11 protein-coding genes are annotated in these 13,043 nt (G+C 68.7%); 4 read left to right on the top strand and 7 right to left on the bottom strand.

Annotation, left to right across the window (positions count from 1 at the left end):
- Positions 1-126: 126 nt before the first annotated feature.
- Positions 127-1,503, bottom strand: a complete 1,377-nt coding sequence (locus CCR98_RS11560; protein ID WP_087922719.1) for a sensor histidine kinase — start codon at positions 1,501-1,503, stop codon at positions 127-129.
- On the bottom strand, positions 1,496-2,170 hold the full coding sequence (locus tag CCR98_RS11555; RefSeq protein ID WP_087922718.1) for a response regulator: 675 nt from the start codon (positions 2,168-2,170) through the stop codon (positions 1,496-1,498). The genes CCR98_RS11560 and CCR98_RS11555 overlap by 8 nt, the downstream gene beginning before the upstream one ends.
- Before the next feature lie 62 nt (positions 2,171-2,232).
- Between CCR98_RS11555 and CCR98_RS11550 the strand changes: the two genes are divergently transcribed.
- From CCR98_RS11550 to CCR98_RS11540, 3 genes are read left to right on the top strand one after another with little or no spacing between them, the layout of a single operon-like run.
- Positions 2,233-3,480 (top strand): TolC family protein, encoded by a 1,248-nt coding sequence (locus tag CCR98_RS11550; RefSeq protein WP_087922717.1) that lies wholly within the window; start codon positions 2,233-2,235, stop codon positions 3,478-3,480.
- On the top strand, positions 3,477-4,649 hold the full coding sequence (locus CCR98_RS11545) for an efflux RND transporter periplasmic adaptor subunit (protein WP_087922716.1): 1,173 nt from the start codon (positions 3,477-3,479) through the stop codon (positions 4,647-4,649). The genes CCR98_RS11550 and CCR98_RS11545 overlap by 4 nt, the downstream gene beginning before the upstream one ends.
- On the top strand, positions 4,646-7,723 hold the full coding sequence (locus CCR98_RS11540; protein WP_087922715.1) for a CusA/CzcA family heavy metal efflux RND transporter: 3,078 nt from the start codon (positions 4,646-4,648) through the stop codon (positions 7,721-7,723). The genes CCR98_RS11545 and CCR98_RS11540 overlap by 4 nt, the downstream gene beginning before the upstream one ends.
- Before the next feature lie 100 nt (positions 7,724-7,823).
- Here CCR98_RS11540 and CCR98_RS11535 read toward each other — a convergent pair whose 3' ends face one another.
- Positions 7,824-8,567 carry an SDR family oxidoreductase gene (locus CCR98_RS11535; protein WP_087922714.1) on the bottom strand — a complete coding sequence of 248 codons (744 nt, stop codon included), beginning with the start codon at positions 8,565-8,567 and terminating at the stop codon, positions 7,824-7,826.
- Between the two features lie 106 nt (positions 8,568-8,673).
- Here CCR98_RS11535 and CCR98_RS11530 point away from each other — a divergent pair, with 106 nt between their 5' ends.
- Positions 8,674-9,585, top strand: a complete 912-nt coding sequence (locus CCR98_RS11530) for a LysR family transcriptional regulator (RefSeq protein WP_087922713.1) — start codon at positions 8,674-8,676, stop codon at positions 9,583-9,585.
- Here the strand turns inward: CCR98_RS11530 and CCR98_RS11525 are convergent.
- Genes CCR98_RS11525 through copC form a run of 4 tightly spaced genes read right to left on the bottom strand, consistent with a single transcriptional unit; the run spans position 9,566 to position 12,946 of the window.
- Positions 9,566-10,933 carry a heavy metal sensor histidine kinase gene (locus tag CCR98_RS11525; RefSeq protein ID WP_087922712.1) on the bottom strand — a complete coding sequence of 456 codons (1,368 nt, stop codon included), beginning with the start codon at positions 10,931-10,933 and terminating at the stop codon, positions 9,566-9,568. The two genes, CCR98_RS11530 and CCR98_RS11525, sit on opposite strands and share 20 nt — an antisense overlap.
- Positions 10,930-11,628 carry a heavy metal response regulator transcription factor gene (locus CCR98_RS11520; protein WP_087922711.1) on the bottom strand — a complete coding sequence of 233 codons (699 nt, stop codon included), beginning with the start codon at positions 11,626-11,628 and terminating at the stop codon, positions 10,930-10,932. The genes CCR98_RS11525 and CCR98_RS11520 overlap by 4 nt, the downstream gene beginning before the upstream one ends.
- Positions 11,629-11,673: 45 nt before the next feature.
- Positions 11,674-12,558 (bottom strand): copper homeostasis membrane protein CopD, encoded by an 885-nt coding sequence (copD, locus tag CCR98_RS11515; protein ID WP_087922710.1) that lies wholly within the window; start codon positions 12,556-12,558, stop codon positions 11,674-11,676.
- Positions 12,559-12,568: 10 nt separating this feature from the next.
- Positions 12,569-12,946, bottom strand: a complete 378-nt coding sequence (gene copC, locus CCR98_RS11510; RefSeq protein ID WP_087922709.1) for a copper homeostasis periplasmic binding protein CopC — start codon at positions 12,944-12,946, stop codon at positions 12,569-12,571.
- Positions 12,947-13,043: the final 97 nt, after the last annotated feature.

The raw sequence follows: 13,043 nt of genomic DNA, 5'->3' as shown, positions 1-13,043 counted from the left end.
GCCAACCTTGATCGGCACGCCACACGGCTGACCTGGAACCTGTAGAGCCGAGCCCATGCTCGGCTCAGGCATCGTGTCAGGAGCAGCCGAGCATAGGCTCGGCTCTACAAGGGCAATTCGACAAAGTCAGCGAAACCGCAACCCCACCCGCGCGCCACCGATCGGCGCGCCATCAATCACCAGCGCCGCACCATGCCGCTGCGCGATCTCGGCCACGATCGCCAGCCCCAGCCCGCAGCCGTCGCCCTCGCTGCTGGCCCGGTAAAAACGTTCCGTGACGCGCGCGCGCTCGGCCTCGGCAATGCCGGTGCCGTCATCGTCCACCCACACCTGCACGCCCTCGGCATCCTGCTGTAGTCCCAGGGTGATCACACCGGGCGCGGCACCGTAGCGCAGCGCGTTGTCCAGCAGGTTGCCCAGCGCCTCGCGCAGCAGCTGCGGATCACCCTGTACTTGCACGCCGTCGTCGGGTCCCTCGTAGCCCAGGTCCACGCCCGCTGCCAACGCACGGTCGGCGTAGCGCTCGACCACGCCACGCGCCAGCGCGGCCAGGTCCAGCGGCTGCAGCGGCAGTGCGCTGCCATGCGGATCCTCGGAGCGGCTGAGCATCAGCAGCTGGTTGACCAGGTGCTGCAGCCGCGCCAGCCCGGCCAGCGTGCCGGACAGCGCCAGCTGCTGCGCCTGCGGATCATGCTGGCGCAGCGAACTCTCCAGCTCCACCTGCATCGCCGCCAGCGGCGTGCGCAACTGGTGTGCGGCGTTGCTGACGAACCGCCGTTGCGCGGCCTGCATCGCGTCCAGCCGTTGCAGCAGCGCGTTGTAGGCTTCCACCGCCGGCCACAGTTCGCGTGGGGCTTCCTGCGCGGGCTCCAGTGGCGCCAGCGGGTCCGGGCGCGGGCTGGCCAAGCGCCGCGCCACCTGGTTGGCATGCCGTGCGGCAGCACCGGTACCCGACCAGGCCAACCATGCGGCCAGCGCCAGGATCGCGGCCTGGAACGGGATGCTGGTCAGCAGCAGCTTGCGTTCCAGGCGATGGCGCTTGCGCAGCGTTTCGGCCACGCGCAGCCGGATATCGTGGCCTGGCCCGGCGCTGACCACCACCTCCACCATGCGCACGGCTTGCCCACGAAGGCGCGCATCGTAGTAGACGGCATCGTCATCTCCTGCAGGGCCGACCGCAGGGCGTGGCAGCGCTTCAGGCAGGTCGCCATACAGGCGCCCGCCGTCGGCATCGACCACCTCGCCGTGCACTTCGTCGGCGGTGTCCCAGGTGAACATGCGCGACACCGCCGGGGTGATCTCGATCGAGGCACGCCCGTCCTGCACCTTCACCAGTTCGGACAACGACATGGCCGAGTCCAGCAGCCAGCGGTCGTAGACCTGGCCGGCATAGAAGCGCGCAAGCGCGAACGAACCCACCGCGCTGCACAGCAGCAGCACCAGCAGCGGCAGCCACAGGCGGCGCAGCAACAGGCCACGCAGGCTGTGCACGCGCTCAGTCACCCACGGCCTCCATGCGATAACCCAGGCCACGCAGCATGCGGATGCCGACGCCGGCACGCGCCTGTTCCAGCTTGCGGCGCAGGCGGCTGACGTGCACCTCGATCACCGACAGGTTGGCTTCGTGATCCCAGCTGTACAGCGCATCGAACAGGCGCTGCTTGGTAACGGTGCGGCCGGGGTGCTGCAGCAGTGCATCGACCAGCGACAGCTCGCGGGCGGTCAGTTCGATGCGCTGGCCGTCCACCTGCACTTCATTGCGGATGCTGTCGAAGCACAGCCTGCCCAATCGCTTCTGCGCAGGTGCATCGCTGCGGCGGCGCGACAGTGCACGCAGGCGTGCTTCCAGTTCACCCAGCGCGAACGGCTTGGCCAGGTAATCATCGCCACCGCGGTCCAGGCCAAGAATGCGGTCCTCCACACCATCGCGCGCGGTCAGGATCAGCACCGGCAGGGTGACGCCGTCGTTGCGCAGGCGCGAGAGCAGGTCCAGGCCATCGACGTCGGGCAATGAAAGGTCGAGCACCATCACGTCATACGGCGCGCTGGCCAGTGCAGCCGGCGCGTGCAGCCCACGCGAAAGGTGGTCGCACAGATGGCCGGCACCCTGCAGGGCGCGGATCAGTCCATCGGCCAGGGCGGCGTCGTCTTCGATCAGCAGGATTCGCATTGCAAGCTTCGTGCAAGGTTGGGGCAAGTTTGGCGCAAGTGCGTCACCTTACCGTGACGCGCATGAACTTCTCACTTCATGTTGCGGCCGTGTTGGCCGCCCTCCTGTGCGCACCCACGGCATCGGCACTGACCCTGCAGGACGCGCAGCGCGCTATGGAGGCACACAACCCGGACCTGCGTGCGGCGGCGTTGGAGCTGCGCGGGGTGCAGGGCGATGCGCAGACAGCGGCGCTGCGCCCGGCCACGGAGCTGTCGATCGGCACCAGCAAGATCAGCCCCAAGCACGGCATCGGCACGGGACGCTGGCAGGACAAGCGGGTGGACAGCACGCTGGGCCTGGGCTGGACCTGGGAGCGCGGTGGCAAGCGCGCATTGCGCATCCGCCAGGCCGATGCGCTGCTGGAAGTGGCCGGGCTGGAGATGCTCGATACCCGGCGCCGCCAGCAGGTGGCGCTGCATGAGGCCTACTTCGGCTTGAAGAGCGCGCAGGAGCGGGCGCAGATTGCCGAGGCCAACCGCCAGAGTTCGGCCGAACAGATGGCGGCCGCCGACAAGCAGGTAGCTACCGGGGCGATGGCGCCGGTGGATCGCGCGCGGCTGGCGGTGGACGATCTGGCGGTGGCCGACGCGGCGCGCGAAGCGGCCCTGGATCTGCGCGATGCGCGGCATGCGCTGGGCCTGCTGCTCGGCAGCGATGACAGCCGCGACCTCAGTGCCGATGACCCCTGGCCGGATGCCAGCAACGTGGCCGACGTGCGCGCGTTCGATCCGCAGCAGCGCGCCGATCTGCGTGCGGCGCGTTCGCGCCTGGCCGCCGCCGACGCGGGCGTGGCACTGGCGCGTAGCGAGCGGCATCGCGACATCCAGCTGGGCGTTGAGGCGGAGCGCGAGCCCACCGACATCAGCGGTGTCACGTGGGGCGTGTCGTTGACCATTCCACTGGGCGGCCCGTCGCGCGCACGCGGTGCGATCCAGCGTGCCGAGGCCGACCGCGACAGCGCCGCGCTGGAATTGCAGGTGCTGCAGCGCGAAGCACGCGCCGAGCTTGACCAGCTGCAGGCCAGCGCGCAGTCCGCCGCACAGCGCCGCAGCGACTACGAGGGGCTGCAGTCCGACGCTGCACGCAAGGCGGTGGAGGGCATCGAACTGGCCTATCGCCGTGGCGCCGCCAGCCTGATCGATCTGCTCGACGCGCGCCGCAGCTGGCGCGATTTCGAGGCTGCGCTGATCGAAGCGCGTGCCGACCATGCCATTGCCCTGGCGCGCTGGGAAGCGGCCACATCCGTTGCTGAAGGAGAGTCCCGATGAAGTCCACCGTCGCCCATCGCCTGCGGGCGCGACACGCCCTGCTGCCGGCCTTGCTGGCGCTGGCCCTGCTGGGCGGCTGCGGTCGCGAGCCGGCGTCCTATGCCGAGGACGCGCCGCAGGTCAGCGCCGGCCAGATCCAGTTTCCCGCCGACAGCCGCCAGCTGGACGTGCTGCGCAGCGAGGCGGTGACCGTCGGCGCCAGCGCCAGCCTGCAGCTGCCGGGCCGCGTGGTCTGGGACGAGACCCGATCCAGTGCACTGCGCACGCCGTTGGCGGGGCAGGTGGCGCGCATCGAGGCGCAGCCGGGTCAGAAGGTGAAGGCGGGCCAGGTGATCGCGTGGATCACTTCGCCCGAGTTCGGCCAGGCCCAGGCAGACGGCGTGCGTGGCCGCGCCGAGCTGCAGCAGGCCCGCAGGGAACTGGAGCGCACCCGCGAACTGCACGCGGCGGGTGTGGCGTCCGGCCGCGAGCTGGACGAGGCCGAGGCCAACTTCGCCGGCAGCCAGGCCGATCATGCGCGTGCGACCGCCTTCGCCAGGGCCTATGGCAATGGCCAGCACGTCGACCAGCGCCTGCCGCTGCGCGCACCCATCGATGGCGTGCTGGTGGAGCGGCGGATGAGCCCGGGCATGGCGGTCAGCCCCGACAGCGAACAGCCGCTGGCGGTGGTTGGCGATCCGGACCGATTGTGGTTGCTGCTGGATGTACCGGAGAGCCTGGCCGGGCGCCTGAAAGCGGGCATGCAGGTGAGCGTGCCCGGCGCCGATGGACAGCCGCTGCAGGCGACCCTGCAGCACGTGGATGACTTCGTCGACAGCGAACGCCGGGTGGTGCAGGCGCGTGCCGAGCTGGACAACCGTGCGCGTGGCTTCAAGGCAGGGCAATACGTGCGCGCCCAGGTGGCGTTGCCGGCCGAGGGCGGTGTCTCGCTGCCTGATGCCGCGGTGCTGCTGATCGATGGCAAGCAGGTGGTGTTCGTGGAGGAAGGCAAGGGCCGCTTCGTGCGCCATGCCGTACACGCCGAGGAGCTGGGTGACGGCCGCCTGTGGGTGCGTGAGGGCCTGCCCGTGGGCAGCAGGGTGGTGGTCGAAGGTGGCCTGCTGCTGCAGCAGCTGGTCGACAGTGCGCCGGCAGCGGCCAGCACCGGCGCGGGGCATGCTGCCCCATGATCGATCGCCTGATTGCCTACTGCCTGCGCCAGCCGCTGATGGTGATGCTGGCGCTGCTGTTGTTCATCGGCGCTGGCATCGCCGCATTCCGCGTGCTGCCGGTGGAGGCCTTCCCGGACGTCTCCGACACCCAGGTGACGGTGGTGTCGCTGCACCCGGGCCGTGCCGCCGAAGAGGTGGAACGCGAAGTGACGATGCCGCTGGAAGTGGCGCTGTCCGGCATCCCGCACTCGGTACGGGTGTTCTCGCATACGCAGTTCGGCCTGTCGATGATCATCCTGACCTTCGACGACAAGGCCGATGACTATTTCGCGCGCCAGCAGGTGCTGGAGCGCCTGCAGGGCGTGGAGCTGCCGGAAGGGGTGACCCCGGAGCTGGAAGCGATGAGTTCGGCGGTGGGCGAGATCTACCGTTACGTGCTCAAGGGTCCGCACATGACGCCGACCCAGCTGCGCACCGTGCAGGAATGGACGATGGAGCGCAGCCTGCGCACTGTACCGGGCGTGGCCGATGTGATCAGCTTCGGCGGCTTCGCGCGCACCTTCCAGGTCAAGCCGGACCTGGACAAGCTGCGTGATCGCGGGATCAGCCTCGGTGAGTTCGCCGAGGCGCTGGAAAAGGGCAGCTCCAACGCGGGCGGCGGCTACGTGGAGCGCGGCCAGCAGCAGTTCCTGATCCGCGGCGTGGGCCTGATGCGTTCGCCGGCCGACATCGGCAACGTGGTGGTGGAGCAGCGCGGCGGCACGCCGATCCTGGTGCGCGACCTGGCCAGCATCGCCGATACCGGCCTGCCACGGCAGGGCCTGGTCGGCCAGGACCAGAATGACGATGCGGTGTTCGGCATGGTGCTGATGCGCAAGGGCGAGAATCCGTCCGATGTGCTCGACGCCCTGCATGCGCGCATTGCCGAGATCCAGGCGAACCAGCTGCCGGCCGGGGTCAGCATCGAGCCGTTCTATGACCGCTCGTGGCTGGTCTCGACCACGCTGAAAACCGTCTTCCGCAACCTGCTGGAAGGCGCAGTGCTGGTGTTCCTGGTGCTGTGGCTGTTCCTGTACAACGCCCGCGCCGCACTGATCGTGGCGGCGATGATGCCGTTAGCGCTGCTGTCGACCTTCCTCGGCCTGCACCTGTGGGGCGTGCCGGCCAACCTGCTGTCGTTGGGCGCGATGGACTTCGGCATCATCATCGATGGCGCGGTGATCGTGACCGAGCACATCGTCTCGCGATTGTCGAAGCTGCCACCCACGGCTGATCGTAAGACGCGGTTCTCGACCATTCTCTCGGCCGCATCGGAAGTGGGCCGGCCGACGTTCTTCTCGATGCTGATCATCATCGCCGCGCACATTCCGATCTTCACCCTGCAGCGCCAGGAAGGCCGCATGTTCGCGCCGATGGCGTACTCGGTGACCTCGGCGTTGATCGGTGCGTTGATCCTGGCGCTGACCGTGGTGCCGTTGTTCTGCTACTGGTGGCTGCGCCGTGACCGCATGCGCGACGGCAACCCGTTGATGGACCGCCTGACCGGCTGGTACCGGCCGATCCTGGAGCGCGCACTGGCCCGGCCACGTGCGGTGGTACTGACCGCGGTTGCGCTGCTGGTCGGTACGCTGGCACTGGGTACCCGCCTGGGTTCGGAGTTCCTGCCCGAGCTGGATGAAGGATCGATCTGGCTGACCGCCACGCTCGATCCCAGCACCAGCCTGGCCGAAGCACAGCAGCAGTCGCGGCGCATCCGTGAGCTGGTCGGAACCTTCCCGCAGGTATCGACGGTGGTGGCCAAGCTGGGGCGGCCGGAAGACGGCTCCGATGCCAAGGGCGCCAACCAGATCGAAGCGCTGGTGGCATTGAAGCCGGAGAAGGAATGGCCGAAGGGGGTGGACAAGCGGCAGCTGGTGAGCGACCTGCAGCGCTCGCTGGAGCAGCGCATTCCGGGGCCGGAGTTCTCGATCTCGCAGCCGGTGCGCGACAACATCCTGGAGAGCATTTCGCAGATCAAGGGCCAGGTGGTGATCAAGGTGAGCGGCTCGGATCTGGACGTGCTCAACCAGCACGCGCAGGCGATCCTGGGGCAGGTACGTGGCGTGGACGGCGTGGAGAGTGCCTTCATCGACCGCGATGGCTCCTTGCCGCAGCTGCAGATCGAGATCGACCGCGATCGCGCCGCGCGCTATGGCCTGAACGTGCGCGACATCGACGAAGTGATCGAAACCGCACTGGGCGGGCGCCAGGTCGGCGAGCTGTGGGAAGGGGACCGCAAGTTCCCGATCACCCTGCGCCTGGACGATGCCGATCGTGACCTGCAGCGGCTGCGCACGGTGCCGGTGGGCATCGGCGATGGCCACGCCGTGACGCTGTCCGATGTGGCCGACTTCCGCATGGCCAGCGGCGCAATCAACATCTCGCGCGAGAACGCGCAGCGGGTGAAGGCGGTGAGTATCTTCATCGCCGGGCGTGACATGGGCAGCGTGGTGGCCGACATGCGCAAGCGCGTGGATGCCACCGTGCAGCTGCCGGAAGGCTACCGGCTGGAGTGGTCCGGCGAGTTCGAGAACCAGCAACGTGCAATGAAGCGGCTGGGCTGGGTGATTCCGCTGTCGGTGCTGATCATCTTCGTGCTGCTGTTCGATGCCTTCAAGGACATCAGCAGCGCAGCACTGATCCTGGCCAACGTGCCCCTGGCGATGATCGGCGGCATCCTGGCCCTGTGGCTGACCGGCATTCCGCTGTCGGTGTCGGCGGCCATCGGCTTCATTGCATTGTTCGGGCAAGCGGTGCTGAACGGCGTGGTGATGCTCAGTCGCTTCGCGCAGTTGCGCGAGCAGGGCATGGACCTGCTGCAGTCGGTGGTGCAGGGCTCGCTGCAGCGCCTGCGCACGGTGCTGATGACCGCGCTGCTGGCGATGTTCGGCCTGCTGCCGATGGCCACCTCGCATGCGATCGGCGCAGAGACCCAGAAGCCGCTGGCGGTGGTGGTGATCGGCGGCCTGCTGTCAGCGATGCTGCTGACCTTGCTGGTACTGCCGACGCTGTACTACTGGGTGCACCGGCGCCGCGAGGCGCGGACGGGCTGACGGCGATATCCGGTTCTCCGCCCGGTAGATGCCAACCTTGGTTGGCAGACGGCGAATCGCCCACCAAGGTGGGCGACTACCGGTGTGCGATGGCCGCGAACTACACCATCCCGCCGTTGGCGCGAAGCACCTGGCCGTTGATCCACCGGCCATCGGCACCGGCCAGGAACGCCACCGCGCCGGCGATGTCCTCCGGCGTACCCAGCCGTTCCAAGGGATTCATCTTCGCCAACCGCTCGATCAGCTCGGGTGACTTGCCCTCCAGGAACAGGGCGGTGGCCGTCGGGCCCGGTGCCACTGCATTGACGGTGATGTCACGCCCGCGCAGTTCCTTGCTGAGGATCGCACCCATCGTCTCCACGGCTGCCTTGCTGGCGGCATACACGCTGTAGTTCTCCAGTCGGATGCCGACCACGCTGGTGGACAGGCTGATCAGGCGGCCGCCGTCGCGCACCCGTCGCGCACTTTCGCGCAGCACGTTGAAGGCGCCCTTCAGGTTGATCCCGATCACCCGTTCGAACAGGGCATCGTCGCTGTCGGCCAGCGGCGCCAACTGCAGCACGCCAGCATTATTGACCACCACATCGAGACCACCGAAACGAGCCTCGATGGCGTCGAACAGCTGGTGCACCGCTTGCGGGTCGGCCACATCGGCCTGCAGGGCAAGGGCCTGCGCGCCGGCGGCGTTGAGCTCGGCGGCCAATGCCTCGGCATCATCGCGGCGGCCGGCATAGTTGATCACCACGGCATGGCCATCGGCGGCGAGCCGGCGCGAAATGGCGGCACCGATGCCGCGGGAACCGCCGGTGACCAGGGCAACGGAGCGGGTGGGGGAGAGGGTCATGCTGGCGTCCAGTGGGGCACGCCGGAGCGGCGCAGGGCCATCTTCGCGACATTGTCCTTTCGGATAATCCTGCATAATCCGCCAACATCATCCGGGTAGTCGAACAATGGACCGCTTCACGGCCATGCGCGCCTTCGTCCGTATCGTCGAGCGCCGCAGCTTCACCCGTGCCTCCGAGGACCTGGGCCTGCCGCGGGCCACGGTGACCGATGCGATCAAGGCGCTGGAACAGCGGCTGGGCGTGCGACTGCTGCACCGGACCACGCGTCTGGTGGTGCCGACGCTGGAAGGCGAGGCCTTCTATGGCCGTTGCCTGCGCCTGATCGCCGACATGGACGATGCAGAGGCCGCGTTCCGTGACGTGCCGCCGCGTGGCCCATTGCGCATTGAAGTGCATGGCACGCTGGGCCGGCACCTGCTGTTTCCGCACCTGCCGGACTTCCTGCAGCGCTACCCGGAGATCGAACTGGAGGTCAGCGAGGGCGATCGCTACGTGGATCTGCTGCGCGAAGGCGTGGATGCGGCGCTGCGTGTCGGCACGCTGGCTGACAGCGATCTGGCGGCGCGGCGGTTGACGCTGCTGCGCGAGATCACCGTGGCTTCGCCAGGTTACGTGCAGGCATATGGCATGCCCGGCACCATCGAATCGCTGGAGCAAGGCCACCGGATGGTCGGCTACCGCTCCAGCGCAACCGGCCAGCTGATTCCGCTGGAGTTCCAGCAGGGCGCGCAGGTGCGCCATGTGCCGCTGCCGGTGAGCGTGCGTGTTTCCGGTGCGGATGCCTTCCTGGGTGCAGCGCTCGCGGGGCTGGGCATCATCCAGGCGCCGCGCTACCGGATGGACCCGTACATCGGAAGCGGGCAGCTGGTTGAGCTGTTGCCGGACTTGCCGCCGACGCCGAGCCCGTTGAGCCTGGTCTACCCGCGCAACCGCACCCCATCGCCGCGGCTGCGGGTGTTCATCGATTGGGTGGCCGGGGTGTTCGGCCCGGCCGGCATTAACGGGCTGATGCGCTAGGCAGCGCCAGCTCGAACACGGTGCCGGTTTCATCGGAGGTCACGTTTACCGTTCCGCCATGCGCCTGTGCGATCGCGCGGGTGATTGCCAGGCCCAGTCCGGCGCCCTCGTGGCGGCCGCGCTCGCCGCGGTAGAAACGATCGAACAGGCGCGGCAGCGCTTCTTCGGCAATCGGCGGGCCGATGTTGTGCACGCTGATCCTGCAGAGGTCGCCGTGCTCGACCAACCGCACCCGCACGTCGCTACCCAGTGCCGCGTGCTTCAACGCGTTCGACAGCAGGTTGGCGATTGCCCGATGCAGCATCAGCCGGTTGCCTTCGACGCATGCGGTGCCTTCGCGATGCAGGGTCAACTGCTGGTCTTCGGCCAGCAGGTCGTAGAACTCCAACAGCGAATCCACCACGACGTCCAGCGCCACCAGCTCGCGCGAAGGCAGCGCGCCCGGTGCTTCGGCCTGCGCCAGGTACAGCAGGTCGCCCACGGTCTGCGCCAGCTGCTGCAGCTCCTCGGCACAGGACACCAGCGTCTCGCGATAAGCCTCGTTGCTGCGCGGGTGCGCCAGCACCACCTGCACCTGGGTCAGCATGTTGGTGATCGGCGTGCGCAGTTCATGGGCCAGGTCACCGGAGAACCCGGTCAGCCGCGCGAAGTCCTGCTGCAATCGTGCCAGCATGCCGTTGAGCGTCTGCGCCAGCTGTTCCAGTTCGGCCGGGGCACTGCGCGCGCTCAGGCGGCGCTGCAACCGGCCGGCGGTGATCTGCCGGGCTTCATCGGCCAGCGTGCGCAGCGGCCGCAACGTGCGCCGCACCACGTAGCCGCCGAGCAGGCTGCTGGCCACGGCGGCGCCGATGATGGCGATCGCCAGCAGGTGGCGGAAGCGCTGCAGGAAATCGGCATGGCGGTCGTCGTCGATGGCCACCAGGGTCACCAGCTGGCTGCCATCGGCCAGCGTCTGGCGCAGGTGCAGGGCATGCATGCAGCGGCCATCGGCAAGGATCCAGTCGTGCCGCCGTGGCGCGGCATCGATGGGCTGGCTGCGCGCATGCTCGCGCAGGAGTGCCGGTGCGGTGGAGAACAGCACGCCGCCACGCCCGTCGACGATGTGGAAGGCGATATCCGGATGGTGGCCGAGCGCCTCGGCCAACCGCGGCCCGCGCGCGGATGCAGGCCCATTGCCGGCCAAGTCACGGATCAGCGCGACCTTGTTTTCCAGGTCGATGAAATCCTGGGCGACCAGATCGTGGCGGGCGCTTACATAGATCGCCACGCCCAGCGCGGCCAGCACCAGCGTGGCGACCGTGGCGAACAGCAGCGTCAGCCGTACCGCGATGGAACGGCGCAGGTTCATCCGCTGTGGGCTGCGCCGTCGTCCGGCGTCTCCAGCACGTAGCCCATGCCGCGCACGGTGACGATCAGCCTGGCGTCGAAGCCATCGTCGATCTTGGCGCGCAGGCGGCGGATCGCCACGTCGATCACGTTGGTGTCGCTGTCGAAGTTCATGTCCCACACCTGCGAGGCGATCAACGAGCGCGGCAGCACCTCGCCGCGGCGTCGCGCCAGCAGTTCCAGCAGGGTGTACTCCTTCGGACTGAGGGTGATGCGCTGCCCAGCGCGTTCGACCCGGCGGCGCAGGGTGTCCACCACCAGATCGGCGATGACGATGCGCTCGGCCTGCGGCAGCGCCTGGCCCCGGCGCAGCAGGGTACGCACGCGCGCCAGCAGCTCGGCGAAGGCGAACGGCTTGCCCAGGTAGTCGTCGGCGCCCAGCTCCAGGCCCTGCACGCGGTCGGCAATGCTGCTGCGCGCGGTCAGGAACAGCACCGGCACCTGCCATCCGGCTTCGCGCAGCCGCGACAGCACGTTCCAGCCATCCAGGCCGGGCAGCATCACGTCGAGGATGAGCAGCTGGTACTCGCCGCTGCCGGCCAGATGCAGCCCATCGACACCGTTGCAGGCGAGATCGACCACGTAGCCGGCTTCGATCAGGCCCTGGCGCAGGTAATTGCCGGTCTTGGGTTCGTCTTCGACGATCAGCAGTTTCATGATGCGCCCATCATCGCAGCTTGCGTGCAGGCCGGCTGCCCAGGCTCACGTCAGCGGATCCAATGTGCCGAGTACCGCCACGCAGGCCAGCACCAGCAGCGCCAGCACCGACTCGCAGGCCAGGCTGTGGCGCAGGGAGCGCAGCGGCCGCGGTTGCCAGCCGCCGCGGATGGAGGTGGCCAGCGCCGGCACCAGCCGCCAGCGATGCAGCGCCGCCAACCCCAGCATGCCGCCCACCAGGGCCAGCTTGAGCAGCAGCCATCGTCCATGCGCGGTGCCGGTCAGGGTCTGCAGGGAGCCGCCGAGATCGACATAGGTATAAGTGCCGGTCATCGCCAGCGTGGCGACGATGATCGTGCCGGGCAGGGCGAAGCGGTGCGCGGCCTGCCACAGTTCATGGGTGCGTTCGCGCAGGCGCAGGCCCTGCGGACGCAGCGCCAGCTGCAGGATGGCGGCAAGTGCGCCGACCCAAGCGCCGGCGGCCAGCAGATGCACGATGCCGGCGACCAGCCGCACGGTACCGCCGAACCCATCGCCCGCAGCGGCATGCCCATTCCAGGACAGGCTGGCCAGGGCCGTGCCGGAAAGCGCCACCAGGGCTACGCGGCGCAGGCCCTGCAGCGGCGCGGCGAATGCCAGCAGCGGCAGCATTGCCAGCAGCGCCAGGAGGCGCAGCAGGCCCGCTTCACCCACCGGCGTACCGGTAAGGAACCAGCGCGCCATGTCGAGGTCGATGTCCGCCGGCGACAGGCCGAGCACGCTGGACAGCCGGGCCACGGCATCGGTGACCCCCACCAGCAGCGCGATCAGCGCGAGCGCCAGCAGGACGCCGCGCGGGAGCGCGGGTCGGGCGAACAGGATTCGCCCGAACAGCAGCATCAGCACCAGGTACAACGCCAGCCGCAGCGCGTACGGCGAGAGCTCGGCCACGACCGTCGCCCTACTTCACGGTGAAGCGGTAGCTGCCGGTGATCGGATGGCTGTCCTGGCCGACCGCGCGCCACTGCAGTGCGTAGCTGCCTGCCGGCAGCGGCTTGGCGAAGCGGGCACGCAGGGTGTGGCCATCTTCGGAGATGTCCTGCGCGGTGGTGGGCATGGCCATCTTCATGCGGCCATGGTCCATGCTCAGTTCGATGCGGGTGGCGCGCGGCATCACCTTTTCACTGAACTGCAGCTCGATCTGACTGGCCGGCGCCACACTGGCGTCGGCGGCCGGCGTCGAGCGCACCAGGCTGGGATGGGCCAGGGCCAGCGGTGCAACCGCGAGGCTGGACAGCAGAAGAATGAGCGACGCGCGGCGGAACAGGGAACGGGTCATGCGCAGGCACCGGCAGGGAAGTGGCCCTCAGGGTGGAGGGCGGCGCCTTTCGCTGCCCTGACCCGTACATTACCGATCTGTCAGGTTGGCCAGCGCG

It is taken from the genome of Stenotrophomonas sp. WZN-1 (assembly GCF_002192255.1).
GTDB lineage: Bacteria > Pseudomonadota > Gammaproteobacteria > Xanthomonadales > Xanthomonadaceae > Stenotrophomonas.
The sequence above is the reverse complement of the archived record's forward strand: the minus strand, read 5'-3'. Positions and strand labels throughout refer to the sequence as shown.

What these genes read in the sequence shown, in the direction of transcription:
- CCR98_RS11540 (WP_087922715.1), top strand. Translation starts at nt 4,646, where the DNA reads ATGATCGATCGCCTGATTGCCTACTGCCTGCGCCAGCCGCTGATGGTG.
- CCR98_RS11530 (WP_087922713.1), top strand. Translation starts at nt 8,674, where the DNA reads ATGGACCGCTTCACGGCCATGCGCGCCTTCGTCCGTATCGTCGAGCGC.
- CCR98_RS11525 (WP_087922712.1), bottom strand. Translation starts at nt 10,933, where the DNA reads ATGAACCTGCGCCGTTCCATCGCGGTACGGCTGACGCTGCTGTTCGCC.
- CCR98_RS11550 (WP_087922717.1), top strand. Translation starts at nt 2,233, where the DNA reads ATGAACTTCTCACTTCATGTTGCGGCCGTGTTGGCCGCCCTCCTGTGC.
- copC (WP_087922709.1), bottom strand. Translation starts at nt 12,946, where the DNA reads ATGACCCGTTCCCTGTTCCGCCGCGCGTCGCTCATTCTTCTGCTGTCC.
- CCR98_RS11520 (WP_087922711.1), bottom strand. Translation starts at nt 11,628, where the DNA reads ATGAAACTGCTGATCGTCGAAGACGAACCCAAGACCGGCAATTACCTG.
- CCR98_RS11545 (WP_087922716.1), top strand. Translation starts at nt 3,477, where the DNA reads ATGAAGTCCACCGTCGCCCATCGCCTGCGGGCGCGACACGCCCTGCTG.
- CCR98_RS11535 (WP_087922714.1), bottom strand. Translation starts at nt 8,567, where the DNA reads ATGACCCTCTCCCCCACCCGCTCCGTTGCCCTGGTCACCGGCGGTTCC.
- CCR98_RS11555 (WP_087922718.1), bottom strand. Translation starts at nt 2,170, where the DNA reads ATGCGAATCCTGCTGATCGAAGACGACGCCGCCCTGGCCGATGGACTG.